This window comes from Amycolatopsis sp. NPDC050768 (assembly GCF_040654155.1).
Classification (GTDB): Bacteria; Actinomycetota; Actinomycetes; order Mycobacteriales; family Pseudonocardiaceae; genus Amycolatopsis.
In genome coordinates, this window is the sequence record NZ_JBFAHL010000001.1 from 813,316 (window position 1) to 839,387 (window position 26,072).

At 68.9% G+C, this 26,072-nt stretch carries 24 protein-coding genes and 3 tRNA genes; 13 read left to right on the forward strand and 14 right to left on the reverse strand.

Features of this window, described 5'->3' with window-relative positions:
• Positions 1-16 precede the first annotated feature (16 nt).
• Entirely contained in the window at positions 17-1,357 is a 1,341-nt protein-coding gene (locus AB0H62_RS04195) for a nucleobase:cation symporter-2 family protein (protein WP_220245860.1), read from the reverse strand.
• A gap of 79 nt (positions 1,358-1,436) precedes the next feature.
• Here AB0H62_RS04195 and AB0H62_RS04200 point away from each other — a divergent pair, with 79 nt between their 5' ends.
• Together AB0H62_RS04200 and AB0H62_RS04205 are read left to right on the forward strand one after the other, a co-directional pair.
• Positions 1,437-2,555 carry a 5-methyltetrahydropteroyltriglutamate--homocysteine S-methyltransferase gene (locus tag AB0H62_RS04200; RefSeq protein ID WP_360584022.1) on the forward strand — a complete coding sequence of 373 codons (1,119 nt, stop codon included), beginning with the start codon at positions 1,437-1,439 and terminating at the stop codon, positions 2,553-2,555.
• Positions 2,552-2,869 (forward strand): NIPSNAP family protein, encoded by a 318-nt coding sequence (locus tag AB0H62_RS04205; RefSeq protein ID WP_220245858.1) that lies wholly within the window; start codon positions 2,552-2,554, stop codon positions 2,867-2,869. The genes AB0H62_RS04200 and AB0H62_RS04205 overlap by 4 nt, the downstream gene beginning before the upstream one ends.
• A gap of 102 nt (positions 2,870-2,971) precedes the next feature.
• Here the strand turns inward: AB0H62_RS04205 and AB0H62_RS04210 are convergent, their stop codons facing one another.
• Positions 2,972-3,574, reverse strand: coding sequence for a hypothetical protein (locus AB0H62_RS04210; protein WP_220245857.1), 603 nt, complete (start codon positions 3,572-3,574; stop codon positions 2,972-2,974).
• 136 nt (positions 3,575-3,710) lie between these two features.
• Between AB0H62_RS04210 and AB0H62_RS04215 the strand changes: the two genes are divergently transcribed.
• Both AB0H62_RS04215 and AB0H62_RS04220 read left to right on the forward strand, forming a co-directional pair.
• On the forward strand, positions 3,711-4,466 hold the full coding sequence (locus tag AB0H62_RS04215; protein ID WP_255638616.1) for a rhomboid-like protein: 756 nt from the start codon (positions 3,711-3,713) through the stop codon (positions 4,464-4,466).
• 124 nt (positions 4,467-4,590) lie between these two features.
• The gene (locus AB0H62_RS04220) at positions 4,591-6,918 is read left to right on the forward strand and encodes an EAL domain-containing protein (protein WP_360584025.1); all 2,328 of its coding nucleotides are present in this window, start codon (positions 4,591-4,593) and stop codon (positions 6,916-6,918) included.
• 203 nt (positions 6,919-7,121) lie between these two features.
• Here the strand turns inward: AB0H62_RS04220 and AB0H62_RS04225 are convergent, their stop codons facing one another.
• The 4 genes from AB0H62_RS04225 to AB0H62_RS04240 all read right to left on the reverse strand — a co-directional run bounded on the left by AB0H62_RS04225 (position 7,122) and on the right by AB0H62_RS04240 (position 9,612).
• The gene (locus AB0H62_RS04225) at positions 7,122-7,466 is read right to left on the reverse strand and encodes a YciI family protein (RefSeq protein WP_360584027.1); all 345 of its coding nucleotides are present in this window, start codon (positions 7,464-7,466) and stop codon (positions 7,122-7,124) included.
• Between the two features lie 90 nt (positions 7,467-7,556).
• Positions 7,557-7,688 carry a hypothetical protein gene (locus tag AB0H62_RS04230; RefSeq protein WP_360584029.1) on the reverse strand — a complete coding sequence of 44 codons (132 nt, stop codon included), beginning with the start codon at positions 7,686-7,688 and terminating at the stop codon, positions 7,557-7,559.
• A gap of 234 nt (positions 7,689-7,922) precedes the next feature.
• Complete coding sequence (locus AB0H62_RS04235; protein ID WP_360584031.1) at positions 7,923-8,366, reverse strand: class I SAM-dependent methyltransferase; 444 nt, start codon at positions 8,364-8,366, stop codon at positions 7,923-7,925.
• Between the two features lie 229 nt (positions 8,367-8,595).
• The gene (locus AB0H62_RS04240) at positions 8,596-9,612 is read right to left on the reverse strand and encodes a hypothetical protein (protein ID WP_360584032.1); all 1,017 of its coding nucleotides are present in this window, start codon (positions 9,610-9,612) and stop codon (positions 8,596-8,598) included.
• A gap of 713 nt (positions 9,613-10,325) precedes the next feature.
• Between AB0H62_RS04240 and AB0H62_RS04245 the strand changes: the two genes are divergently transcribed.
• Positions 10,326-10,754, forward strand: a complete 429-nt coding sequence (locus AB0H62_RS04245) for a hypothetical protein (RefSeq protein WP_360584034.1) — start codon at positions 10,326-10,328, stop codon at positions 10,752-10,754.
• A gap of 214 nt (positions 10,755-10,968) precedes the next feature.
• Here AB0H62_RS04245 and AB0H62_RS04250 read toward each other — a convergent pair.
• The 4 genes from AB0H62_RS04250 to AB0H62_RS04265 all read right to left on the reverse strand — a co-directional run bounded on the left by AB0H62_RS04250 (position 10,969) and on the right by AB0H62_RS04265 (position 11,843).
• Positions 10,969-11,042: transfer RNA gene (locus AB0H62_RS04250), tRNA-Phe, on the reverse strand.
• Between the two features lie 31 nt (positions 11,043-11,073).
• Positions 11,074-11,147: transfer RNA gene (locus AB0H62_RS04255), tRNA-Asp, on the reverse strand.
• A 30-nt stretch (positions 11,148-11,177) separates the two neighbouring features.
• Positions 11,178-11,250, reverse strand: a tRNA-Glu gene (locus AB0H62_RS04260).
• Between the two features lie 338 nt (positions 11,251-11,588).
• Positions 11,589-11,843: a hypothetical protein gene (locus AB0H62_RS04265; RefSeq protein ID WP_220245849.1), complete on the reverse strand. Its 255-nt coding sequence runs from the start codon at positions 11,841-11,843 to the stop codon at positions 11,589-11,591.
• A 485-nt stretch (positions 11,844-12,328) separates the two neighbouring features.
• Here AB0H62_RS04265 and AB0H62_RS04270 point away from each other — a divergent pair, with 485 nt between their 5' ends.
• Positions 12,329-12,748, forward strand: a complete 420-nt coding sequence (locus tag AB0H62_RS04270) for a hypothetical protein (RefSeq protein ID WP_220245848.1) — start codon at positions 12,329-12,331, stop codon at positions 12,746-12,748.
• A 208-nt stretch (positions 12,749-12,956) separates the two neighbouring features.
• On the opposite strand, the gene AB0H62_RS04275 is transcribed toward AB0H62_RS04270, so the two are convergent.
• Positions 12,957-13,160, reverse strand: coding sequence for a cold-shock protein (locus tag AB0H62_RS04275; RefSeq protein ID WP_020669570.1), 204 nt, complete (start codon positions 13,158-13,160; stop codon positions 12,957-12,959).
• 459 nt (positions 13,161-13,619) lie between these two features.
• On the opposite strand from AB0H62_RS04275, the gene AB0H62_RS04280 reads away from it, so the two are divergent.
• From AB0H62_RS04280 to AB0H62_RS04300, 5 genes are all read left to right on the forward strand, one after another.
• Positions 13,620-14,819 (forward strand): Ig-like domain-containing protein, encoded by a 1,200-nt coding sequence (locus AB0H62_RS04280; protein ID WP_360584037.1) that lies wholly within the window; start codon positions 13,620-13,622, stop codon positions 14,817-14,819.
• 632 nt (positions 14,820-15,451) lie between these two features.
• On the forward strand, positions 15,452-15,772 hold the full coding sequence (locus tag AB0H62_RS04285; RefSeq protein WP_220245846.1) for a hypothetical protein: 321 nt from the start codon (positions 15,452-15,454) through the stop codon (positions 15,770-15,772).
• 8 nt (positions 15,773-15,780) lie between these two features.
• Positions 15,781-16,326, forward strand: a complete 546-nt coding sequence (locus AB0H62_RS04290; protein WP_220245845.1) for a SigE family RNA polymerase sigma factor — start codon at positions 15,781-15,783, stop codon at positions 16,324-16,326.
• An 8-nt stretch (positions 16,327-16,334) separates the two neighbouring features.
• Entirely contained in the window at positions 16,335-17,075 is a 741-nt protein-coding gene (locus AB0H62_RS04295) for a hypothetical protein (protein WP_360584039.1), read from the forward strand.
• Positions 17,076-17,496: 421 nt separating this feature from the next.
• The gene (locus tag AB0H62_RS04300) at positions 17,497-17,775 is read left to right on the forward strand and encodes a hypothetical protein (protein WP_220245843.1); all 279 of its coding nucleotides are present in this window, start codon (positions 17,497-17,499) and stop codon (positions 17,773-17,775) included.
• 101 nt (positions 17,776-17,876) lie between these two features.
• Here the strand turns inward: AB0H62_RS04300 and AB0H62_RS04305 are convergent, their stop codons facing one another.
• Entirely contained in the window at positions 17,877-19,235 is a 1,359-nt protein-coding gene (locus AB0H62_RS04305; protein WP_354873115.1) for an MFS transporter, read from the reverse strand.
• 202 nt (positions 19,236-19,437) lie between these two features.
• Between AB0H62_RS04305 and AB0H62_RS04310 the strand changes: the two genes are divergently transcribed.
• Entirely contained in the window at positions 19,438-20,031 is a 594-nt protein-coding gene (locus tag AB0H62_RS04310) for a PaaI family thioesterase (protein WP_220245842.1), read from the forward strand.
• Here AB0H62_RS04310 and AB0H62_RS04315 read toward each other — a convergent pair.
• Entirely contained in the window at positions 20,021-20,743 is a 723-nt protein-coding gene (locus tag AB0H62_RS04315; RefSeq protein ID WP_360584042.1) for a helix-turn-helix domain-containing protein, read from the reverse strand. The two genes, AB0H62_RS04310 and AB0H62_RS04315, sit on opposite strands and share 11 nt — an antisense overlap.
• A 215-nt stretch (positions 20,744-20,958) precedes the next feature.
• On the opposite strand from AB0H62_RS04315, the gene AB0H62_RS04320 reads away from it, so the two are divergent.
• Positions 20,959-21,624: a DUF4097 family beta strand repeat-containing protein gene (locus AB0H62_RS04320; protein WP_360584044.1), complete on the forward strand. Its 666-nt coding sequence runs from the start codon at positions 20,959-20,961 to the stop codon at positions 21,622-21,624.
• Between the two features lie 238 nt (positions 21,625-21,862).
• On the opposite strand, the gene AB0H62_RS04325 is transcribed toward AB0H62_RS04320, so the two are convergent.
• Positions 21,863-24,190: a tetratricopeptide repeat protein gene (locus AB0H62_RS04325; protein ID WP_360584661.1), complete on the reverse strand. Its 2,328-nt coding sequence runs from the start codon at positions 24,188-24,190 to the stop codon at positions 21,863-21,865.
• Between the last annotated feature and the right edge of the window lie 1,882 nt (positions 24,191-26,072).

The following is a 26,072-nucleotide window of genomic DNA, read 5'->3' on the forward strand; positions in this document are numbered from 1 at the left end:
TATCAGTCAAGCACCCCTACGGCGCCGACAGCAGATCCGGATCCTTCCTCGCCCCCAGGTGGTTGAACAGCAGGTTCAGCAGGAACGCCAGGATCGACGCCAGCGTGATCGGGCTACCGCAGATGGTCTGGAGCCACGCGGGGAAGTGCTGGAAGAAGATGGACGTGCCGAAGCGGTCGGTGGCGAAGGCGGGCAGGAGGCCGACGCCGAGGGCCACCGCGACGATGAACGTGTTGTGGTTGCCGGAGAACTCGACCTTCTTGAGGTTCTGCACGCCCACCGCGGCGACCATCGCGAACATGATCACCGCGACGCCGCCGACGACCGGCTCGGGGATCGCGGCGATGGCGGCGCCGACCTTCGGGATCAGGCCCATCACCACGAGCAGGCCGCCCGTCACGGCGACGACCCAGCGGCTGCGCACGCGCGTCATCTGGACGAGGCCGACGTTCTGGGCGAACGCGGTGTCGGGGAAGGAGTTCATGAAGCCGCCGAGGATCGCCGAGAGGCCGTCGGTGGCGAGGCCGCGGGCGACGTCCGCGCCGGTGGCCGGGCGGCCCGTGATCTCGCCGACGGCGATCATGTCGGCGGTGGACTCGGTGAACGTCACCAGCATGACCACGCACATCGACAGCACGGCGGCGATCGGGAACGTCGGCGCGCCGAAGTGCAGCGGGGACGCAAGCCCGAACCAGCTCGCCTGCCCTACACCGCCGAACTGCGTCAGGCCAAGGGGAATCGCCACGATCAGGCCGACGGCGAGCGCCACCAGCGGCGCGATCTGCGCGACGAACCCGCGCAGCACCCGCGTGAGGAGCACGATCAGCGCCACCACGCCGAGGGCGATGGCGACGTGCGACGGGGTGGCGTAGTCGGGTGCCTCCGTGTCGTGGCCGGCGATCATCGCCGCGCCCGGGCCGAGCAGCGAGACGCCGATGACCAGCAGCAACGTGCCCGAGACCAGCGGTGGGAAGAACCGGATCATCTTCGCGAACGGCCGCGCCAGCAGGAGCCCGAACACACCCGAGGCGATCATCGAGCCGTACACCGCGGTGAGGCCGTACTGCGAGGCGATCAGGATCATCGGGTTGACCACGGTGAACGTCGCGCCCGCGACCACCGGCAGCCGCACGCCGATGAGCTTGCCGATGCCGATGGACTGGACCAGCGTGGCGATACCGGCCACGAAGAGGTCTGCGTTGACCAGCAACGCGATCGTCGCCGCGTCGAGCTTCAGGGCGCTGCCGACGATCAGCGGCACGGCGACCGACCCCGTGTACATGATCGCCATGTGCTGCAGGCCCAGCAGGAGCAGCCGCCCGGCGGGCAGTCCTTGGTCGACCGGGTGTTTGGTCATGGGGGCAGCCCTTTCACGCGGATCCGATCGCGCATCTTCTCACGACACATACCGCCGGTTTGTGTGTGACGATGCGAGGATGACTCCGCGTCCCCCCTTCCGCGCAGATCACGTCGGGAGCCTGCTGCGGCCGCCGGTTCTGCGCGACGCCCGCCGCCGGCACACCTCGGGTGAGATCACCTCCGAACAGCTGAAGGCCGTCGAAGACGACGCGATCCGCGACGTGGTCAAGATGCAGAAGGTCGCCGGCTTGTCCTCGGCCACCGACGGCGAGTTCCGCCGCGCGTCGTGGCACATGGACTTCATCTACTCGCTTGGCGGCATCTCGCAGAGCGACGAGCGCCTGCACGTGAAGTTCCACAACCTCGCTGGCGACCTCGAGTTCAGCCCGCCCGGCCTGCAGGTCGACGGCCGTGTGCGGCTGGACCAGCCGATCTTCGCCGAGCACTTCGAGTTCCTGAAGTCCCACGTGGACTCCGGCATCACGCCGAAGCTCACGATCCCGTCGCCGAGCATGATCTACTACCGCGGCGGCCGGGCGGCGGTGAGCGAGACCGTCTACCCGGACCTGGAGGAGTTCTTCGCCGACCTGGCCACGGCGTACGCGGCGCAGCTGACGGCGATGGGCGAGCTCGGCTGCACGTACCTGCAGCTCGACGACACCAGCCTCGCGTACCTGAACGACCCTGCGCAGCGCGAGCTCGTCGCGCGCATGGGCGGCGACCCGGACACCCTGCATCTGCGCAACATCCAGCAGATCAACGCGGCGCTGCGCGGCCGGACCGAGGGCATGAGCGTGACGACCCACCTGTGCCGCGGCAACTTCCGCTCGTCGTGGGCGGCTTCGGGCAGCTACGAGTTCGTGGCCGAGGCCCTCTTCGGCGAGCTCGGCGTCGACGGCTTCTTCCTGGAGTTCGACGACGAGCGCTCCGGCGGGTTCGAGCCGCTGCGCTTCGTGCCACCGGGCAAGCGCGTGGTGCTCGGGTTGGTGACCACGAAACGCCCCGAGCTGGAAGACGCGGACGATCTGGTGCGCCGCATCGAGGAAGCCGCGCGGTTCGTCGACATCGACCAGCTCTGCCTTTCGCCGCAGTGCGGCTTTTCCTCCACGGAGGAGGGCAACGAGCTCACCACGGACGACCAGCTGCGCAAGCTCGAACTGATCGTCTCGACCGCAGAACGAGTGTGGGGCCGGTGATCACCTGCGTGGTCGACTACGTCATCGATCCCGCGAAGATCACCGAGTTCGAACGCTTCGCGCAGGCGTGGATGCGCCTGGTCACCCGCGAGGGCGGCGTGCACCACGGCTACTTCCTGCCCGCGGAGGGCGCGAGTGACGAGGCCAGGGCGTTGTTCAGCTTCGAAAGCCTCGCGGCGTACGAGCAGTACCGCGCGCTCTTCGGCGTCGACCCGGACTTCGTCGCGGCCGACCGCATCCGCGACGAATCGGGCTGCGTCGTGCGGTACCGCCGCAGCTTCATGCGCCCACTGATGCCGGACGACGACAGCTGACCCACGAGCGGTCGCCGGGCCGGATTCCGCGCACCGCAACACTTCCCGCGCCACGGGGACGCACAGAATGGTTGCGAAATCGACGCGTCGGAGCAGCCGGACTCAGATGCAGAGGATGCCCAGTACACACGGCCGCTTGGTCGTCGTCGTGGTCGACGGAGGCGGCGGCGGCTGGTTGTCCGACGAGGCACCACCCGAGCCGGGCTGCGAGCCGGTGGGCGAGGTCGGCGAGTCGGAGCCGCTGGTCGCGGTGCCGGAGTCGCTGCTCGACGTCGTGCCGGGCTCGCCGCCGCCGCGCGGGTTGAGCGGGTCGATGATGGACGTGATCTTCGGGGCGCTGGCCTCGGTGGTCTCGTCGTCGCTCGACGAACCGGAGTCCGAGTCCTGACCGTCTCCGGACGCCGCGATCGAGGCCGGTGGCGGGCTCGACTCCGAGACGCCACCCGCACCGTCGGTGCGGTCGGGCATCTCGATGACCTTCATCTCGGTGAGACGCGTGGCCTCGTCGTTCGTCGTGGTGCCGAACGACACCAGGATCGCCGCGGCGCCACACCCCACGACCACGGCCGCCATCACCGCGACCATGCGCCAGCGCGAGCGCGAAGGCGGTGGCAGACGTTCGCCCCAACCTTCGCGCACGAGTAGTTCGGCGACCGAAACCTCTTCGTCCACCAGCGGGCCTTTCACCAGGAGTGGGCCATTCATACCGCACCGGGCCACCGAACGGGTGAATAATGACAGAAAGTTCTACGCAGTGTGCGTCACTCTAGCGGGTGAGAATCACAGCGCTTTCACAGCTGCCCTTAGCGAAACTCCCAGGATGCCCGGAGAGCCTGGAGTAATGCTGCTGCGAGCCCGACAGCCGGTCACCCTCCGAGACTGGTGGACCCACCGGCTCGTGGGCGAGGCCGCGCCTGCCCGGGTAACGCTGACCTGGCGAGCCGTGGTCCGCAGCTTTGCGCGGGCGCTGCCGACCCCGCGGTCCACACCGTTCACGTTCGGTTACCTCATCATCCTGCTCGGCACCACGCTCGTGCTGCGCTTCGCCGACCCGGTCGTCACGGCGAAGCTGCTGCAGCTCTCCAGCACCGACGCCCACAACCTTTGGCGCCGCCCCCTCGTCTCCCTCCTCAGCAGCGCGCTGTGGCTCGAAGACGGCGGCTGGCTCGCCTACGCGATCATCTTCACCATCGCGCTCGCCCCGCTCGAACGCCGCTTCGGGCCGGGCCGCACGGCGATCGTGTTCTTCAGCGGCCACGTGCTGGCCACGCTCGCCACCGAAGTGCCCGTGATGCTGCTGATCAGCGGCGGCGTGCTGCCGACGACCGCGAGCCGCTGGCTCGACATCGGCGTGAGCTACGGCTTCTTCACCACCGCGGGCGCGCTCGTTTTCCTGCTGCGCGGCCGGCCGCGGATCGTCGCGCTGGTGGTCATGGAGCTGTTCATCGCGGCGGTCTGGGTGTTCGACTCGCCCGGCAGCCTCGATTCCGTGGTCACCGTGCTCGGCCACGCGTGCGCGGCGCACTTCGGCCTCTTCTACTGGGGCCCGCGGCTTCGCGCCCGGCGTGAATCGGCGCCTGCCGGGCGCGACACCTAGGGAATTCGCGGAGCCGGCCCCGACGGCACGTGATATACGAAGGTTCCCCGGCGCATATACACGACAGATCCCTTGGTGGTGTAATCGACGGGCCACACGCCGACACAGGGGGACCGGACGCACTATGGAGGCCGACGCCCTAGCAAAGGCGCAGCTCGCGGAGCTGGCCGAACGCTACCGGCGGCTCGTGGAGCTGAGCGCCGACGCCACCTGCGTGCACGAATGCGGCGTGATCACCTACGCCAACCCCGCAGCGCTCGATCTCTTCGGCGCGCAGTCGACTACTGAGGTCGTGGGCCGGCCGGTCACCGACTTCGTGGTGACCGAACGCGATCGCGACGAGAAGCCCGGGGGCGAACCGGTCGAAACGGTCGTGAAACGAGTGGACGGCAGCACGTTCGCCGTCGAGACGGTGTCGCTGCGCACCGGCGACGAGGCCGCGTCGGCGATCCAGGTCGTGATCCGCGACGTCGCCACGCGCCGGGCCGCCGCCACGCAGGCCGCTGTGGTGTCGCAGGTGAGCGACGCGATCGTGGCGGTGACCGCGGACGGCATCGTCACGAGCTGGAACCCCGCGGCCGAGACCGTGTACGGGTGGACCGCCGGGGAGGCCGTCGGCCGCCCGGCGCGCGAGGTGCTCGGCGCCGATCCCGATCCCGCGGCGATCCAGCTCGCGGGAGGCGTGGTGCAGCAGACGCACCACCATCGCGAAGGGGCTCCGCTCTCGATCCGCGTTTCCGCAGCTGAGATGAATGACGGCCACGTGCTCGTGTGCGCTGACGAGACGGCCCGCCGCCGAGCGGAGCAGCACTACCGCACAGTGGTCGCCGCGCTCGACGAAGGCGTGCTGGTCGTGGGCCCGAAAGGCCTGATCGAGTCGGTGAACCCCGCGGCGAGCCGCATTCTCGGCGTGCCGGCCGACGAGCTGATCGGCTTGCCATGCTCGTCACTCGTGCTCTTCGACGAGTCCGGGCACCGGCTGCCCGAGGACGAGCTGCCGTCGATCTCCACGCGCCGCACCGGGATCACGCAGAATGGCCTAGTCCTGCGCTTGCGCCGCGCCGACGGCCGTGACGTGTGGGTGGCGCTGACGTCACGGCTGCTCAACCCGGACGACCCCGCCGGCGTCTCCGTGGTCACGTCGTTCACCGACATCACCGAGCGGCGCGCGATCAGCGCCCGCCTGGCGCACGACGCGACCCACGACCCGTTGACGCGCTTGGCCAACCGCACACTCGTGCTCGACCGGCTCGATCGCCGCGACCGCGTCAGCCCGACCACGGTGCTGTTCCTCGACCTCGACAAGTTCAAGATCATCAACGATTCCCTCGGCCACTCCGTCGGCGACCAGGTGCTGCGAATCGTCGGCGAGCGCCTGCGCCGCGCCACCGCCGCGGTCGACGTGGTGGGGCGCTTCGGGGGTGACGAGTTCGTGGTCGTCACGGCCGGGGCCACGGCCGACGCCGAGGTGCGCTCGCTCGCGGCGCACCTTCGTTCGGTTCTGGCGGAGCCCATTTCCGTGCACGGTCGCGAGCTCCACGTGAACGCGAGCATCGGCATCGTCCTCGTCGCGGCGGGCGACCAGCGCAGCGCCGAAGACCTGCTGCGCGACGCGGATGTCGCGATGTACCAAGCGAAAGCCCTCGGCCGCGGGCGGTACGAGTTCTTCGACGTCGCGCTGCGCGAACGCATGCAACGACGGCTGCGCATGGAGCAGGACCTGCGCGACGCCGTCCACAGTGGACAGCTTTGGCCCGCGTACCAGCCCGTGGTCGACCTGCGCACCGGCGAGATGGTGGGCGTGGAAGCGTTGCTGCGCTGGACCCATCCCGGCCACGGCGCGATCTCGCCCGCGGAGTTCATCCCGCTGGCCGAGGAAAGCGAGCTGATCAACGAGATCGGCAAGTTCGTGCTGCGCGACACCACGCGCGAGGTGGCTGCCCTGCGTTCGTCCCGCGGTCTGGACCTGTCACTGAAGGTGAACCTTTCCGTGCGCCAGCTGGAAGACCCGCAGCTGGTGCCGGCCGTGCGCGACGCCCTGGCGACGACGGGTCTGCCGCCGTCCGCGCTGTGCCTGGAGGTGACGGAAAGCGCGCTGATGCGCGACGAGGTCGCCGCCGCGGAAGTGCTGGCAGCACTGCGTTCCCTCGGTGTACTGCTCGCGATCGACGACTTCGGCACGGGCTATTCCTCGTTGGCACAGCTGCGCCGCCTGACCCTCGACACGCTGAAGATCGACCGCTCGTTCATCACCGGCATCGCCGACTCCCGCGACGCCGCGGCGATCGTCGCGAGCATCATCGCGATGGCGCACGCCGTCGGCTTGACCGTGGTGGCGGAGGGCGTGGAGACGGCCGAGGAGCTGGCGCTGCTGCGTCAGCTCGGCTGCGACCAGGCCCAGGGCTACCACCTGGGCCGGCCGGTGCCTGCCGCGGAGCTGTTCGCTCAGTAGCGCTTTCGCAGTGCGTCGTGTTTTTCTCCACGTTCTCGAACGGGCTCGTCTCGACGTGCGCCCGCGCCAACTCCCTCAGCGCCTCGGCTGACGGTGGCCGGCGCGGGCGTCCGACCCGCTCGAGGCACGCGTCGACGTCCACTGCGGCGGTGTTCCACTCCCCGGTCATGGCGACCAGGGCGCTACCTCCACCGCGGTGCAGATCAAGCCTCGTGCACCACCGGCCGCACCTCGACCGCGGTGTGCTTCGCCTCCGGAACCTGCGCGGCGAGCTCGATCGCCCGCTCCTTCGTGGGGACGTCGACGAGGTAGAAGCCGCAGAAGAAGGTCTCGCTGCCGTGGATGAGGCCGGCCTCTTGCCGCGCCTTGCCATCGCGCACCTGCACGGTGACGCTCTCGTCGGGCGCGGCCAGCGCCTTGGTCTCGACGAACTCGGCGGCGTTGTTCTTCATGAAGGCGTCGTGGCCGTCGTACACGTCCTGCTTGGCGCTTTCGGGAAGGTTCTCCCAGACGGCGGGGGTCATGTTGATGGTGAGCAGGTACTTCATGGTGGGCTCCTTCGGTCCGGTGTTGGTTTCACCGGGTGGTCGGAGCCGGGGTGGTGGTCCGGACATGGCTGCGCGAAGTTTTTTCTCGCGTCAGCCGTAGTGGGCCTTCAGCCGGTTCACCACGGCGCCGAGCAGGCCGGCGGTCACCGCGACGGTTCTCGGGCCGAGCGACACGTTCGATACGTCGGAGATGTCGAGGTGGATGCGCAGGTTGTCGAACACTGCGTCGGCTTGGCTGTCTTGGATGTTCGCGTGGTCCCAGGGCCCGGCGACCTTGTCGTCCCAGGGCCTGCCGAACCGGTGGCCGGCGTCGGAGAAGGCGTCTTCGCCGTTGTACCGCCGGACGTCGAGGTGGAGCGTTCGGGTCTCGGAACGATCGACGGTGTAGCCGTCCTGGCAGGCGTAGAAACCGCCACCTCGACAGCTCCCCGACGCGATCGTAGCGACGGCTCGCCTTCAGGCTCGGCTGATCACCACGTACCGATCGTCGTCGATCTCCGCGCCCCACAGCGCCGGGTCGTCCAGCTTCTTGACGTGTGCCTCTCGCCAGTGGGCCAGCACCAGTGCCCGGCACTGCGCCGCTGTCAGCCCGGCCCCGGTGGACCAGCGGCCCTCGATCAGCACCAGACGCCCGCTGGGGCGCAGCAGCCCGGTCCAGCGCGCCACCGCGGCGGCGGGATCGGGCATCGCCCACAGCACGTGCCGGACGAGGACCACGTCGTACGCGCCTGCCACGCACGGTGGGTCAGCCGCGTCGCCGTGCCTGAACTCGACGTGGACCTCCTTGGCCGCCGCCTTCGCCTCGGCGAGCTCAAGCATCCTGCGGGATAGATCCACTCCGGACACCTCGTACCCCGCCTCGGCCAGCAGCACGGCGAGACTTCCCGTCCCACACCCCATCGACCACAGATGCCGGCTCCTTCGGCATGAGCGGCAGCAGGAGATCCCGCCACGCCACCCGCACGGCCGGATCGCGCAACCCGTGATCGGGCTGCTCGTCGAACTCCGCGGCGTGCGCGTCCCAGAGGTCTTGCGTCACGTGCGGCATCCTGCCAGCCGTATTCGGCGCGGAGAAACGAGAAAACCGCCTCGACCGAAGTCGAGGCGGTTTTGGCCTCACAGATCGGTCTCAGGGAACGCACGTCCACCGTACGGGCAGCGTCTTTCCAGTCGCCGAGTCAACGTAGTCGCCGCCGACGACCCCGGCTTCGGTGATCGATGCGGCGACCGCGCGGGTAGAGCCGGCCGGGGCCGGCAGGTCGTGCCAGTTCCCGCCAGGAGTGACGACAACCGGTGACGTGGTCTGCTCGCCCGGCTGCCGGTAACTCATCAGGACCGTACCGGTCGAAGTCACCGCGAGCCCCTCGGTCGTCGGCGTCCCCGGTGTCGAGAGCAACGCCCCGGACAGGTCCCATTCGACCGCCCCGTATCCCAGAACGGATCCGACGATCCGCTGGCCACGGATGCCCGACACCCCCGAAACGGCTCCGCCGGGTGGCACGGTGAGGGTTCGACGAGTTCCATCCGGCGCCCAGACGTACCCGTAGACAGCCGAGTCGATCACGCCGGAAATGGCGACGCTCCCGTCATCACCGATCTGCGGGAACGCCGGGAAGAAGCCGTCCGGAGTCGACAGGACGACCGGCGGGTCCGCCTGGTGCCCGGCCCGCCACACCGCGACCTTCGCAGCACCGGCGCGCGAGATCAGGCCGACGATGTCACCGGCGCCGTTGATCCCGTTGAGACTCGGGGATTCGCCTCCGAACACCGAAGCCGGCTGCAACGCTCCGGCGTGGTACCACAGCGGCGAACCAGTCCCGACCTCGCCGGAGCGCTCACCGACCACGTCACCCGCCGCGTTGATCCCCGTCAGAGCCAGCGATCCGCTCGGGGAGGGCAGCCCTTCCGGAACGCCGTCATGCCAGAGGATCAACTGTTGTCGGCCACTGGTAATACTCCGACCGGCAAAAGTGGTGGTCCCGTCGGTCGCCGACACGAGCGCACTCGTAACACCCGAAGGCAGCACGAGAGGCTCGGCGACGTAGGTGCAGGCCGCTTCCGCGGCTGCGGGCGTGGCCACCGCCACGAGCGTGACTGAAGCGACGACGGCGGCCGTGGCAAGCGCGACCAACCCGGATCTCAGCATTCGCAAGGGTTCCCTCCCATTAGGACAACACGGGAGGACCGCACCACCACCGGCCGTCCTCGACGGCACGGCATCCCCCCATTCAGCCAGCCTCGCGGATCACGCACGCGCGCAACAAGGGATCGAACAAATGTTCGATCAGATGGCCCAGTCTTGGACGCGTCACGAATGCGGCGAGCGGAGCATCTTCAGGGGCCACATCACTCGCAAAGCCCGAGCTCGCGAACGTTTCCGCAGATCAGAGGTCGAATTCGCCCAGAGTCCTGATCGGCCCCGGAAACGAGAAACCGTCCCGACCGAAGTCGAGGCGGTTCTGGGCGGTAGCCAGGGCCGGGGTCGAACCGGCGACATTCCGGTTTCAGTCCTAGGCAAGGCTGCTCAGAGCCCGTCAGGCCTGGAACGGGGCGTGAGGGGCATGGCGCAAAGTTATTCACACACAGTGGATAAATCCCGCGAACAGATCACTCCGTGTGATCACGAGTGGATCACCGAGAGCGGGAATTCCGGGAAAGTCCGGCAGGATTCGGTGCATGCGTTTGTCTCGAAGATTCATCGCCGTCGCCTTCGTGGCGGCGGCTGCCGCGGGGTGTTCGAACGGTGGGAGCGGAGCGGTGGTGGCGGCCGCCTCCAGCAGCAGTCCTGCGCCCATCACGAGCGCCAGTTCGAGTACTCCTCCTCCGGCGCCGTTCGTGCCGGCGGTGTCACCGGCCAAAGTGACTGCGGCATGTCCGTATCTGGGCCCACAGGAGATCGCGAAGGCGATCGAGGACCCGAACATCTACGACAGCAGGGAACTATCCCCGAAACCAACCGGGTACGGGTTCACCGCCTACGCCTGCGAGTACAACCGCGCCGACGACCCCGGTTCCCACCTGGCGGATCTCGCGGTTCTCCCCCTGCCGACAAAGCTCCCGCAGGAGAAGGCGCTGGAAACGGCCACCGAGCTCTGCGCCGACAAACCGCAGTCGCTCACCGAAGCCGCGGTCTACTGCCTCAGCAAGGACAACGGCACCGCGATCACGGTCGCCGTGCCGAGCCACGGTGTGACTCGCATCGCCATGTTCTCCTTGGCCGCGCCCGTCAACGACAGTTACCGCGACGGCTACGTGACCTTGGCGAAAACCCTCGCCGACCGGCTGTGATCACGACAACGCCGGAGGCCGGACCGAAACGCAGCCAGTAGCACGATCATCGGGGATGTCGCGTCGCGTCGGGGCAGCACAAGCCGCTTCCACCGCGACATCCCCGCGACCATGCCGGCGATCGTCGACCTGGCGTTGGTGCCACGCGCGCCGAGTTCGGTCCCGGAAAACAAGAAAGCCGCCTTGACGTGAGTCAAGACGGCTTCTTCGAGCGTGGCCAGGGCCGGGGTCGAACCGGCGACCTTCCGCTTTTCAGGCGGACGCTCGTACCAACTGAGCTACCTGGCCGGGAACGCCGGCTAGTAGCCGAACGATCTTGCGACCCTGACGGGACTCGAACCCGCGACCTTCGCCGTGACAGGGCGACGCGCTAACCAACTGCGCCACAGGGCCTTACTGGTACTGCGTCTAGCTTGTACTGCGTACTCCCAACGGGATTCGAACCCGCGTTGCCGCCTTGAAAGGGCGGAGTCCTAGGCCACTGAACGATGGGAGCCCAGCCGGTTTCGGCGAACCGACCGACTGCGCTCTCAGGTTCCCCCGGGAGCGATTACAAGCATAGGGCACGCCCCCACCGCTTTACACCGGGGGGTGACTAACCCTCCGGCAAGCCCATGACCTGCAACAACAGCACCAGCGAGGCGGCCCAGCCGAAGGTCGGCCCCACCGGGCGTCGATCAAGCCCGCGCCGGCCGCGAAGCAGGCAAAGCGATCAACCCCGTTCCTCGGGCGCCGAAGAGCCGGCGCCTCGAGAACCGTCAACAAGTCACACGACAGCCCACGCCGAGCCGTCGAGCCACTCCGAGCAACCCCGATCCCAACCGACGACAGACCTCAGCGCTGAACCGGCGCCTGTCCACCCTCGTCGAGATCGAGGCCGAGCATCTCCAACAGCTGGGAGCAGTCGTCGACCCCCAGTGCGCCGTTGGCGACGGCAAGGCGGGCTCGCCGCACTTGATCGTCGGAGACGCGTTGGCCGTCGGTGGCCCCGCGTTGTGTCGGCACGCCGCCGCCGGTCAGCGACGTGCTTCCGCCATCGGCACCTTCGTACCGAAGGAGGAACTGTCGAACTTCCACAGACCCGCTCATGGCCCCTCCGCCCGGTTCTGAACAACTGGCCGCGAGGCTAGCCAGAGCGAAGCGCCACAGGCAGCCCCCCGGAGAGTGAACCTGGGAACACTCTCCGCACAACCCTGTGCAATCGCCGAACACCTTCACAAGATCGTGAATGTGAACCGGAGTGTGGATTTCTCACGGGTTCCACTCGCCCAAGCCCGAAACTCGTGCAACAATCGATGGTGCTGACACACCCCCGGTCAGCGCCTGTGGAGATCCCCTCCGACCCCCGCGTTCCTCCCCCTGGCGCGGGGGTCTCTCCATTTCCGCACTTTTGCGTGGCGACCTGCTGAAACTCGCCTTGCGCAAGGCGTGAACAGCACATCCACAGACGGTTATTGAACAGCGTTTACCGTTGGGCTGATCAGGTGATCGAATAGGCTCAATGAGCGACCGAATTGCTTGTGTCGTGTCTCACAGTCGTTTGTTTGCCGAGACCCAACCGTTATCGTGTTCGGGTGCCTCTTCCCTCACTCGGCCGCCTCGGCAGCCGTACGAACCTCAAGGCCGTCTCGTCCGGACGGCACCGCAACGCCGCCAAGTCGGCGGGCGAAGAAGTCGTCGAGGACCAGGAGCTCACCAGCTACCTCGCGGCTCTCGCTCCGGACTCCGACCCCGAAAGCACCGGGACCGGCAAGCGCTTCGGTGAGGCGCAGGTCTACCAGCTGCGCATGAACCTCATCGCGAGCCAGCAGCTCAAGGACATCGCCAACGAGCGCGACATTTCCCCTCAGGCGCTGGCGATGGAGTGGATCCTGGAACGCCTCTCCTGGGAGGGCCAGGCCGCGTCGGCGCAGGAGCGCCGGCACTCCGACGCGATGACCGACGAGTTCAGCTTCCCCCAGGGTTCCTTCGACGAACCGCTTCTCCCCCGCTGATCGAAGCGCGACGAACGCAGGCGAGAAAGCCCTCGGCGCACCAGCGCCGGGGGCTTTTCCATGATCGGACGTCACGCTGTGTCAGTGAAACCACGCTGTGTCAACAAAACGGTGTCACACAACAACTTGTCACGAAAAAAAGGAACTCCCGGCGAGTGACTCACCGGGAGTTCCTTACTCAGGCCTGAACAAACGCGTCGGGCTTGTCTCAGATCGGGCGGACCTTCTGGGCCTGCGGGCCCTTCTGGCCCTGGCCGACCTCGAACTCCACTCGCTGGTTCTCCTCGAGGGTGCGGAATCCGCGCCCGTCGATCTCCGAGTAGTGCACGAACACGTCACCCTCACCGCCGTCCTGAGCGATGAAGCCGAAGCCCTTCTCCGCGTTGAACCACTTCACAGTGCCTTGCGCCACCGCTGTACTCCTCGTAACAGATCCGCTTCGAATGCCACCGAAGCGGCACCCCAGGCCGTCCCGGGCGGTTCCAACGAGTCGAGCGAAGAGCTGTCGGGCCCCACGGCTCGCGTCAGAAGTTCCGCGAGTGTGAAGCCACGAACACGCAAAACGACGGCCTGCTCAGCAGCCTACCGAGATCTGGCCAAATCTGAAGCCCGTGATCTCGCAGATCGGTTCACAGACTCGCACGTCACCGGAACGTCGTATCGCCGCCTACGCAGCGCGGTCGGTCCATCCGGTTAGGCTGATCGCGCACGGCCGCGCCGGACATCACCGTGCACGTCCTGAAGTCGCCTGGGCCCCGTACGTGAGCTTCGCGAGGTTGGTGTGACGTTGGTCACTATCCGATCGATCAACGTTCGGGCCCTTCGGGACGTCTGGGTGGTTGGGGTCGTCCAGGGGAGATTGGGGATCGGTGTGACTATCCGACACTTCGCGCGCCGTAGAGCGGGCATCGCGGTTCTGGGGGTCGTCGCCGCGCTCACGCTCGGTGCGTGCAGCAGCGATCCGACCACCGTGAGCGCCAGCGGCAACACGGGCGGGGGCCCGACGAAGGCCGCGCCGGTCGCCAAGCCGGCCACTCTCACGCTCGCGCCCGCGGCCAACGCCAAGGACGTGGCGCCGGGCGATCCGGTGAAGGTGACCGTCGCGGACGGCACGCTCGACTCCGTCACGCTGACGAACCCGGACGGCAAGCAGGTGCAGGGCCAGCCGTCGGCGGACAAGAAGAGCTGGGCCACCACCGAGGACCTCGGCTACAGCAAGACCTACACGTGGTCCGGCCAGGCGACCGGCAGCGACGGCAAGCCGGTGCAGATCAGCGGCGCCTTCACCACCGTGAAGCCGCGCCGGCAGATGGCGGGCAGCCTGAACGTCGGCGACGGCCAGACGTACGGCATCGCGATGCCGATCGCGCTGACATTCTCGAGCGCTGTGAAGGACAAGGCGTCCGTGGAGAAGGCGCTGTCGGTGGAGACCACGCCGAAGACCGAGGGCTCGTGGGCCTGGCTCAACGGCGACACCTCCGTGCACTGGCGGCCGAAGGAGTACTTCGCGCCGGGCACCGAGGTGAAGGTCAACGCGAACATCTACGGCGTCTCCATGGGCGGCGGCACGTACGGGCGCCAGGACATCTCCGCGAGCTTCAAGATCGGGCGCTCGCAGATCGTCAAGGGCAACACCACGCAGCACCGCATGCAGGTCATCCGCGACGGCAAGCAGGTGATGGACTTCCCGGTCAGCTACGGCCTCGACTCCGACCCGGGCCGCGTCACCCACAGCGGCGTGCACGTGGTGATGTCGAAGCACGCGACGTACTCGATGAGCAACCCGCGCTACGGCTACACCGACGTGAACGTCCCGTGGGCCGTCCGCATCTCCAACAACGGCGAGTTCATCCACGGCCTCGCGGGCTCCATCTGGGCGCAGGGCAAGAAGAACATCTCCCACGGCTGCCTCAACCTGTCCCCGGCGAACGCGAAGATCTACTACGACAGCGTGTTGCCTGGCGACCCGGTGGAGATCACGGGCAGCACCCAGACGCTCACGTCGAAGGACGGCGACTACAGCGACTGGACTTATGACTGGGCTGCGTGGAGCAAGTTGTCCGCGGTGTGAGTTCAAGGTGCACGGTGAACGGCCGGGGGTTGGTGCCTCCGGCCGTTTGTCGTTGGTGGGGGTTGTTTGGTGGGGGTTGTTTGGTGGGGCGCAAGCGTTTGCGGTCTGGTCGGGGTGGGCCCGGTTCGCGACTCGGCGCTGGGCACGCGGCCGCGAGTCACAGCAAGTCGGGATTGGACCTCCGGCAAGGCCTTGCGACCCAGCGTGGGGCTCGGTCCTGCTGCCGGTCGCGGGGCGGGCCGCATTTGGTTCGACCACGGTGCCTGGCGGGACAGCGGGTGCCGGCGGCCAACTCGCATGGGTTGCGCTCCGGGTCGAGCCTCACGGCGGAGGCGCGGCGCCAATCCGCGGAGCCGCGACCCCTCCGAGACCCGCAGCCAGGCCGCGCGTGGCTCGACCACCGTGCCCGGCGGAACAGCGGGCAGCGGAGGCCGGCGTGGACGTCCGGCTTGGTGGAGCGTCGGCGAGGGTGCCGGTCGTTGGCGGGGTGCGTCGTGGGACGGGTGCGAACGCCTGCGGGGGGTGCGGGAAAAACTTGGCGAACTCGATGCAACCCGGTTCGGCGCCGGCGGCATGACTAGGGGCAGAAGAGGCGCCGCCGACCGGGGTGCTCGTGAGCCTGAGGAGCTGTTTTGCGTATTCGTTTCGCGTTGAGTGTCGGTGCGTTGCTGCTGGCCGGGGGTGCCCTGACGGGTGGGGCGGTGGCGTTCGCGCAGCCGGCGCCGCCGACGGCCGCGACGCAGCCGACGTTGCCGGCCCAGGAGCCGCCGTCGGCTACGACGCGGCCGGCGTTGCCGACGCAGCGTCCGACCGAGGTCGCGCCCCCGACCGCGGTGCCGACGCGGATGCCGGCGCAGGCTCCGGGTGTGCGGGCGCCGAGCGGCGTGCGCGTGCCGACGGCGATCCCCGCGGGGCCGACCGGCGACCTGAACCTGCCGGACATCTGGGGCTGATCGCGCAGGTGATCTCCCGCTCCCGTCCGGTGTCCGGGCCGAGCTCGCCGTGGGACGGCGAGTTCGCCCGGTACTTCGGCGAGCGCGCGCACAGCCTGCGGGCCACGGCGTACTTGTTGTGCGGCGACTGGCACCGCGCCGAGGACCTCACGCAGGCCTCGCTGTTGAAGCTGTACCTCGCGTGGCCGCGCCTGTCGCGGCACGACAGCCTGGACGCGTACGCGCGCAAGATCGTGCTGCGCACGTTCCTCGCCGAGAACCGCCGCAGCCGCTGGAAGCGGGAGCGCCTGACCGACGCTCCACCCGACGTCCCCACCACGGACGCCGAAACCGAACACGACATGCTGGTGCGCCAGGCCCTCGCGGTGCTGGCGCCCCGTCAACGCGCCGTACTGGTGCTGCGGTACTTCGAGGACCTGTCCGTCGACGAGACGGCCGCCGCACTCGGCTGCAGCACCGGCACGGTGAAGAGCCAGGCCGCCCGAGGCTTGGCCACTTTGCGCAACCGGCTGGGGCCGCACTTCGTGGCTGTGGCTGTTCCTGGAGGGAGGTGACTGTTCCGGTGAACCGTGATTTTGGTGGTGCTGACGGCTTTGGGCGTGGGCCGGGAGGCTCTGACGGCTTCGGCCCGGGCGACTTCGGCTCGCGCGCGGGCGGGTCTGGCGGCTTCTGCGGTGACTCGACGGGCTCGGGCGGCTCTGCCAATGGCGGCTCGGGCGGCTCCCGCTCTGGCCGCGACTTCGACTCAAGCTCGGATCGCGACTTCGGCTCGGGCTCGGGCTCGAACCGCAACTTCGCCCTCGACTCGAATGCCGACACCAGCTCCGACCCGACCTCCGACACCGACGTCCGCGCCCTGTTCTCCACCCTCCCAGACGGCCCACCCCTCACCCTCTCGGCCGCCGACGTCATCAACGACGGCGCCCGCATCCGACGCCGCCGCAAGCGCCTGGCCGTGGCCGGCAGCTCCGTGGCCACCGCGGCGGTCCTCGTGGTGGCCGGCCTGGCCGTGAGCTTCGCCGCCGGCCACCACGGCCCGCCGACGCCCGTCCAGCCCGCCGGCCCCGGCTTGTCGACCATCGCGCCGACGCCTTCGCCGTCGAGCTCCCTGCCGACCACCCCACCCACCGCCGACACGACCGCTCCGCCCGGCAACCCGACGCCGACCCGCTCGGCGGTCCAAGCCCCGGGCCAGCCGCCGGAGTCCCTTCCGTCTTTCCCCCGCACGCCGGTCCGTCTGCCCCCGTCGGCCACCACGGTCCACACGCACGCCAGCGCACCACCGGTCGCCACAACGCGCTGAGACACCGCCACCCCCGCACGAGTGGACCGCTGGGCCCGGCCGATCCGCGCGAGTGGACCACTCGTGCCGCGCCCGTCGCACGACCGGACCCATCGAGCCACCGCCGCTGCACGAGTGGACCAGTCGTGCACGGCTCCCAGCCCCAACGGACCCGCCACCCACCCGGCACGAACGGACCGGTCGAGCCACAACCACCACGCGACTGGACCTTTCGAACCGCGTTCGCGCCGCGACTGGACTGGTCGAACCACGTCAGCGCCGCGAGGGACCGGTCGCGTCGAGCCGTGCGGTGCGAGGGGGACCGGTCGTACCAGCAGACGAGGCGTTCGGGCGGCAAAGCCGAGCCACCAGCGGCCCAGACCTCTCACTCAGTGAGGCACCAATCCCCTGTTCAGACCACAGTTACCGCCCCACAACCAGGGTGGCCGACGTCACCCCGGCCAAGTGGGTTTTCGGCGAAATATCCGGGCGCCTTGTGGCGATGTTTCCTGTGGTGGTCGACGAAGGCCGCCGACATCCGTGCTCAGCCGGTCGAACCAAGAGCGAGCCGGCCCGAGAACTCGAGGAGGAAGCAAAAATGGTGTTCGCCGCACTCATGATCGAAACCGTAGTAGCTGTTGTGGTCGCCGGCGGGTTGGCGACTTGGGCGCGCAAGCGTTTCGCTGCTCCTCGCCCGGTCGAGGTTGCCGAGGTTCGCTGAGCGGAGCAGCCCAAAAGCGGTCCACAGTAGACACAGTAGACATAAAAGCGGCCCGTCCCCCAGCACAAGGGAGACGGGCCGCGAAACAAACAAACCCGAACTCAGCGAGCAGCACCCGCCAGCTTGCCACCCGTGTCCGCGGTGTCGATCTGCTCGATCGGCACCTGCGAAGTCTCCGGGATCTTGAAGATCGGCACCAGTGCGATCACGGCGGCGATCATCAGGTAGTACGCCGGCCAGTCCTTGTTGCCCGTGCTCTGGATCAGGGCCGTCACGACGACACCACACGTGCCACCGAACAGCGACGTCGAGATGTTGTAGCCGATCGCGAACGAGCCGTAGCGCACGCGGGTCGGGAACATCGCCGGGAACGTCGAGCCGATCACGGCCAGCATCAGCACCAGCAGGAACGCGACGATGCCGAACCCGACGATCAGCCACAGGATGCTGCCCGACTGCATCAGCTTGATGCTCGGCCAGCTCAGCACCAGGAACCCGAGCGCGGCGGTGATCAGCAACGGTTTTCGCCCGATGCGGTCGGACAAAGCGCCCAGCGGCAGGATGATCGCGGCCTGCACGATCTCCACGCCGATGATGATCAACGTGGACGTGTTGTCGTTGATCTTCAACGTATCCGTGAAGTACGTCGGCATGGTCGTGAGCAGCATGTAGTCCGCGATGTTCAGCAGCAGCACGATGCCGATGAGGTTGAGGATCATCCGCCAGTTGCGGGTGAAGGTCTCCTTCAGCGGCGCCTTCTTCGGCTTGTTGCCGGAAGCCTCGAGCCGCTTGAACTCCGGCGTGTCCTCGAGCTTCGAGCGCAGGTACAGACCGATGAGGCCCAGCGGCAGCGCGACGAAGAACGGGATCCGCCACGCCCACGCCTCGACCTGGTCGGCCGGCAGGGAAAGCGTGACCGCGAGCACGACGACGTTGCCCAGCACGTAGCCGCTCAGGGTCCCCAGTTCCAGGAACGATCCGAAGAATCCACGGCGTTTCGTCGGTGCGTACTCGGCGATGAACGTTGCCGCGCCGCCGTACTCACCGCCCGTGGAGAAGCCCTGGATCAAGCGCAGCAACAAGATCGCGATCGGTGCCGCGATGCCCATGCTGTATGGGCCCGCGTAGGTCGGCAGCACGCCGACCAGGAACGTACAGCCCGACATCAGCAGAATGGTGATCGCGAGAACCTTCTGCCGCCCCAGTTTGTCGCCCAGCGGGCCGAAGAACGCCCCGCCGAACGGCCGCACGATGAACCCAACCGCGACCAGCGCGAGCGACTTCAGCACTGCGTTGCCCTCGCCGGGGAAGAAGACCGTGCCGATGCTCGTGGCGATGGCGCCCGAGGTGAAGACGCCGTAGTCGTACCACTCGGTGGCGTTACCCATCGCCGACGCGAGGACTGCCCGTTTGACGGTTCTCGGATCCACGTCCGGTGTTTTCGCCGTTGCCTCGCTCATCCCCGCGACGACCTCCTCGCACGCGACCCAGTAGCTCCGATGCAGCTCATTTCCCGAGTGTTGTCCGGCTGGGATTAATCGGCAGCGTGAGACGCGAAAGTTCTACCGTACGGAATTTTCCGACTACTGTGCGCTTAGGAAAACGCGCGCCGCAGGTCAGGCCGCGTACCGCGAACGGCTACTCGCGGGTTAACGTCAGCGCATGAGTCGTGTTTCTGGACCGTGGCCGCCGGTGTCCGTGGAGCCACCCGCTGTGCACCCGAAGGCCCCCGCGGCCGGCACCGAGCTCGGCGTGCATTTCGACGAGTGTTTCGGCTGCGGCGACGAGGTGGACGCGGGCCTGCGCCTGCGTTCGATCGTCGGCGAAGGGCACACAGTGCTCTCGAAGTTCACCGTCACGCCCGCCCACCAGGGAGCGCCCGGCCTCGCGCACGGCGGGCTGCTGGCATGCGCGTTCGACGAGGCCCTGGGCAGCGCGGTCGGCAACCTGCTGCGGCGCCCGGCCGTGACCGGCAAGCTCGAGACAGACTTCCGCCGGCCCGTGCCCGTCGGCTCGACGCTGCACATCGAGACCCGCCTGGACGGCACCGCGGGGCGCAAGATCTACGTTTCCGCTGACGGTCACCTCGACGCGCCCGACGGGCCGGTCGCCGTGACCGCGCGCGCCCTGTTCGTGGCGGTCGGGTTCGAGCACTTCACCACGCACGGTGACCCGGCGGCGTTGCAGAAGCTGGCCGACGCGCGCGAGAAGCAGCGTCGCGCGCAGGACGGTCAGGAGTGGGAGATCAATCCCTGACCTCGGGTTTCGCGTACAGGATTTCGCGGGCCTGCTCCGCGGCGCGGGCGATGCTCTCGCCGACGAAATCGACAAACCGGGCGATGTTCTCCAGGCGCGCGGCTGCGGGGGTGTCGCGGCCGAGGATCGCGACGCCCTGGCGCGCGGTCTCGGCGAGCTGGGCGTTGGCGCGCGCGCTGGCGAGGACGGACTGGTACCAGACGTCGTTGTCGGCGACGTAGCGCTCGCGGCGGCGCTCGTCGCGCTCTCTGCTGAGAAGGCCCAGGCCGTCGAGGAGCGAAACGGCCTTGGAGACGGACGCCGGGCTGACCTGCAGGTGGCGGACGAGCTCGGCGGCGGTGACGCTGCCTTCGTCGCTGATGTAGAGGCAGGTCAGGACGCGGGCGGCCATCCGGGGGAGGCCGGATTGCATGAGGAGGACGGTGAAGGTCTCCTCGTACTCGCGGACGGCTTCGGCGTCGCGGCCGTGGGGTTGCGGGGCTTCTTGGCTCAGGGGCGCTGCTGTCTTCTTCCGGCGCCGGGTGCGGTGCTCGGTGGCGTGGTGAGCCAGGTCGGCGCGATACGAGGTGGGGCCGCCGTTGCGCATGACCTCGCGGGTGATGGTCGACGTGGGGCGGTCGAGGCGGCGGGCAATTTCCGCGTAGGCGAGGCCGTCGGCGAGGCCCAGGGCGATCTGCTGGCGCTCTTGCTGGGTGAGTCGGCCGCCGGGCATCTCTTCTCCCTCGTGTTGCTTGCTGGGTCTTCAGCGTAGCGTTTTATTATGGTTCATTGCAACGGCTGTGTTGCGTTAGGTTTTGCTCCATTGCAATGATTGCGCGGCTGTGAGCTGGTATTTTCTTGTTCCCGTGCACCGGACTTGTTGCCTGATTCTTGAACGCAACGTAGCGTTTCTCATGTCGGAAACAACGAGCACAGGAGCTGATCCAGATGCAGAAGTTCACCACCACCGCCCCGATCTCCGCCTTCGTCACCATTCCCGCGGGGCGCGTTCAGTTCATCGCCGCGGACCGCGCCGACACCGCCGTCGAGGTCCGGCCGGCGGACGCTTCGAAGGCCCGCGACGTGAAGATCGCGGAGCAGACCACGGTCTCCTTCGCGGACGGCGTGCTGCGGATCGAAGCCACGGCGAAGAACCAGATGCTCGGCGCGTCGGGCTCGGTCGAGGTGACCGTGCAGCTGCCCGCCGACTCGCGCGTCTCCGCCTCGGCCGCGAGCGCCGACTTCCGCGGCGTGGGCCGGCTGGGCGAAGTTTCGTTCGAGGGCTCGCACGGCACGATCAAGGTCGACGAGGCCGCCGGTGTGCGACTGTCCACTCAGGCCGGTGATGTCTCGGTCGGCCGGCTGAACGGCCCGGCTTCGATCACGACGGGTAAGGGAAACATCGACATCGCGGAGGCCGTGCGCGGGTCGGTTGTGCTGCGGACGTCGGCCGGCGATGTGTCGGTGGGTGCCGCTCCGGGCGTCTCGGCTTCGCTGGACGCGGGGACGTCGTACGGGCGGGTCCGGAACTCGCTGCAGAACGCCGGCGGTCTGGCGGACCTGACCATCGACGCGACGACGGAGTACGGGGACATCAACGCGCGCAGCCTGTGACTTCGGGGTTGGTGCTGGGGATGGCTGGGGGCTGGAGTGGAGCCGGACGGTTGGGTCGGCTCTGCTCCTTTGCCCCCTAGGCCCGGCCTGGACAGGCCCCCGCCCTCCCGGGGGGGCGTCCCCGAGTCCATTCTATCGGCCCCCACCGACAAAAAGCCTGGTGAGAGCCGGTTGAGGGGTAGTTGTCCACAACCCGGACGAGTGATTACCAGGCGCCATTCAAGCCCCGGGGAACGGCCTACGTGAACGTCCGCGGACGGATCGAGTTGGCTCGGTCCACCAGCGCTACCCGGTCCTCCGTAGTCCCCGCCAACCGAGCCAACGTGCGGTAACACCGCTCCAAACCGAACCGCACATCCCGCTCCTCCAGCGCGTACCCGAGGACCTTCGAGGTCTCGGCCGGGGAAGGCGCGGAGGGCGTGCGAAGCCAGTCGTACGCGGCTTCGAGGACTTCGGCGGACAGGCGGGTTCGGCGTTCGGCGTCGAGGTTGAGGCGTTCGAGGCGCAGGGAGGCGTCGAGGAGGTCCTGTTCGGAGATGCGGGACTGCTCCGAGGCGGCGCTGGATTGGGTTTTGATCTTGATGGCGGCGACCTGGGCGTCGATGTAGTGCGTGGAGGTGGCGGGGACCATCTCCAAGACCTCGACGGCGCTGGCTCGGGCGCCCTGGGCCAAGTACACGCGGGCGAGGCCGAAGGCGGCGCTCACGTAGGTGCGGTCGGTGCGCCAGACGAGCTCGTAGTAGCGCGCGGCGCCGAAGTAGTCGCCGACGCCCTCCGCGCTGACGGCGAGCGCCAACTTGGGGGCGATTTCGCCAGGGAGGTCGTCGTAGACGGCTTCGAAGGCGACGTGCGCGACGCGCGGGCGGGCGCCGGCCAGCTCGATCAGGCCGCGGTACCAGTCGATGCGCCAGTCGTGCGGGAAACCGTTGCGGATGGCCAGATACTGGGCCGCCTGGAGCTGACGCTGGGCTTCCACGAACTCGCCGAGCTCAATGCGTGCGCGGACGATGCGCAGGCGCACCTCGATGGACTCGCGCGGCGCGCCGGCGAGGGCCTCGATGGCTTCGCGCGGGTCGAGCGCGGTGGTGGTCGCCAGGACGCCGGCCGCGGGGTCATCGGTATCAACCTGCGGGATCGGCAGGCCGGCGACGACCTCGGCGGGCTCGGGCAACGGCACGGTCGTGCCGGCTTCGGGGACGACGAGGTGCACGCCGAACGTGCGGCTCTCCGGCCCGAAGACCGTCGACGCGGCGGGCCGCGGTTTGCCCGTGCCGAGCGCCATGATCTCGCGCAGCACGCCTGTGAGCTGGTCGGCCATGTCCTCGGCGGCGAGGAAGCGGCGGTCCGGGTCGACATGCGTCGCGCGCTTGAGGAAGCGGTAGTACGAACCGAAAAGCGCGAACAGCGGCACGGCGTCGGGGCCGGGCAGCGTCGACTTGAACTTCGTGGTGTAGCCCTGGAACTCGAAGCTCAGCACGGCGAGCGTGCGGCCGACGGTGTAGAGATCGCTCGAAATCGACGCACCCTGCGTCGCCAGCTCGGGCGCGCTGTAGCCGGTGGTGAAGAACAGCGGGCTCTCGTAGTCGTCGAGCCGCCGGACGGCACCCAGGTCGATCAGCTTGAGCTGCTCGTGGGTCTGGATGACGTTGTCGGGCTTGAGGTCGCAGTAGAGCAGGCCCTGGCTGTGGAGGTAGCCGAGGGCGGGGAGGATCTCGAGGCCGTACGCGATGACCTGCCCGATCGGCAACGGCTCGGGCCGCTTGCTCTCCCGGTGGTGCTGCAGGGCGAGCTGGCGCAGCGACTGGCCGCCGACGTACTCCATCACGATGTAGCCGACGGACGTGCCGGTCTGCGCGTCCGGGTGCTGCACGAAGTTGTGGATCTTGACGATGTTCGGGTGCTCGACCTCGGCGAGGAACCGCATCTCGTTGGCGGCGGCGGCCATGGCGGTCGCGTCGCCCGTGTCGATCAAGCCCTTGAGGACGACCCACCGGTCGGAGACGTTGTGGTCCTGCGCGAGGTAGATCCAGCCGAGGCCGCCGTACGCGAGAGCGCCGAGCACTTCGTACTGACCGCCGACGAGCTCGTTGGGCTGCAGCTTCGGCAGGAACGAGAAGGACGTGCCGCAGTTGTCGCACTTGCCTTCGGGGTTGGCGGGCTTACCGTCCTTGGCGCGGCCGACTTTCGAGCCGCAGTTGCCGCAGAAACGCTTTTCCTCGGAGACGACGGGGTTCGCGAGCACGGCCGTCGCGGGATCGCGGTACGGCACGGGCGGGACGTCGATGAGGCCGGCGCCGAGGCGGCCGCGGCGGGAACGTCGGCTGGAGGTGCGGGAGCCGGTGCGCCGGGAGGTGCCGGGGAACGAGCCGGTGCCGCTGCCCTGGGAGCCGCTGCCGGTGCCGGTCCCTTCGCTGCGGGTGCCCGTGCCGTGGCCTTCGCTGCGGCTCGCGGCGACGACGCTGTCCGTGCCCGGGTCCGGCAGGGATTCCTGCGGCTGGAGGCGCGGCGACGGCGGCATGATGCTCTGCGTACCGGGGCTCGGGTTCGCGAGGACGCTGGTGGGCATCGGCGCGGCGGGGTCGACGGGGGCGACCGGCTGCTGGGACTGCGGGAGGATGACCGGAGCCAGGTCGCCCGGGGGGCGGGTGGGGTCTTCTGGCTTGGCTTCGGGATTTTCGGTGCGGGCCGAGTCTTGTTGCTGTGCCGGGTCTTGGTGCTGCGCCGGGTCGTCGGTTGCGGTCGGTTCGGCGACGCGGTTGGCCTGCTCGGAGGGCTGGCGGCCGGTGAAGGTGGCCTGGTTCGGGTCCGTGGCTTCGCTGCTGCGGTTTCCGGGCTGGGTCTCGGAAGGCTGCTGGGCGGAGCCGGCCTGGTTCGGGGTGTCGGACTCGGGGGCGCGGGCTCCTGGCTGGACTTGCTTCCAGGGGATCGCGGTGGAGTCGGGGGTGCGGCTGGGCTGTGCGGAGGTGCCCGGGTTTTGGGCGGGGTCGGCGGGGCGGCCGGACTGCGTGAAGGTGCCCGGGTTTTGGGCGCCGGTCGCGCTCGGGTCGGCGGCGCGGTTGGGCTGCGAGGAAGTGCCCTGGTTCGGGGTGCCGGTCGCGCCTGGGTCCGCCGGGCGGCCGGGCTGGGACGAGGTGCCGGGGTTCGAGCCGGGCTCGGCGACGCGGTTGGACTGTTCCGGAGCCGGGCGGCCGGGGGCGTACTGGGAGCCGGGGTAGGGCTGGCCCTGGGTGCCGGGGCGGGCGGGGTGGCGTTGCTGGCCCGTGTGGGACTGGGGCGGGTAGCCCGGAGTCTGCGGGTACGCGCGGGATGGGGACTGCGGGGATTGCGGGTGCGGCGGGTAGGGCTGGCTTTGCGACGGAGGCTGCTGGCCGTACGGAGGCTGGGGGTAGCCGGGCTGGCCCTGCTGGCCTGGACCCTGCATCTGGCCCGAGCCGGGTTGGCCTTGCTGCTGGCCGGGAGCGCCCGGCGGCTGCTGGCCTTGCGACTGACCCGGGCCGCCCTGCGGCTGCTGGCCCGGACCACCTTGGTATGGCTGTCCCGGGTACTGCGGCTGCTGCGCACCTTGTCCCGGAGTCTGCTGGCGGTAGACCGGGGTGTTGATCACGGTCGGCGACTCGGGATCCGGCCGAGCGGCCGGGTCGAGGCGCCCGGACACCGACGGCTCCGGCGTGTCCCAGCGGACCGGCGGCGGCGGAGTCCACGAGGGCGTCTCGGCGCCCGCTTTCTCGTCCGGCGCGGCGTGCCGAGGACGGCGCGGCTCCTCCGACACAACTACCTCCCGAGATCCCCGCGGAAAAAGTCCCTCATTGATCCTAGTCGGGCACCACGGCGCGGGGGTCCGGACGCCTCAGGTCCGCCCGAAGGGACCTGCCGCGCACCGACGCTTGGCCGACGGAACCGCCTGCGGAGCTGGGAACCGGCGCGACTGGACCATTCGCGCACGGATTCGGGACGACCGGTCCACTCGCGCGCGCCGCCGCGAACGGCCCAGTCGCGCGGCCGCCGCGGCGCGAAAGGTCCAGTCACGCAGCCGCGGCGGTCCGAACGGTCCCCTCGCGAGGTTGATACGGCGCGAGAGGTCCCCTCACGCACGGGCACCGATGCGAGAGGTCCAGTCGCGCGGCCGCGGCGGTCTGAACGGTCCCCTCGCGAGATTGGAGCGGCGCAAGCGGTCCCCTCGCTTGGTTGGTGGGGCGCGAGCGGTCCAGTCGGACGGCCGAACCGGTGCAAGCGGTCCCCTCGCTTGGTTGGTGCGATACGAGAGGTCCAGTCGGACGGCCGAACCGGTGCAAGCGGTCCCCTCGCTTGGTTGGTGCGATACGAGAGGTCCAGTCGCGCGGCCGAAACCGGTGCGAGAGGTCCAGTCGCGCAGCGGCGGTGGTCTGAACGGTCCCCTCGCGAGGTTAGAGCGGCGCGAGCGGTCCCCTCGCACGGCCGAACCGGTGCGG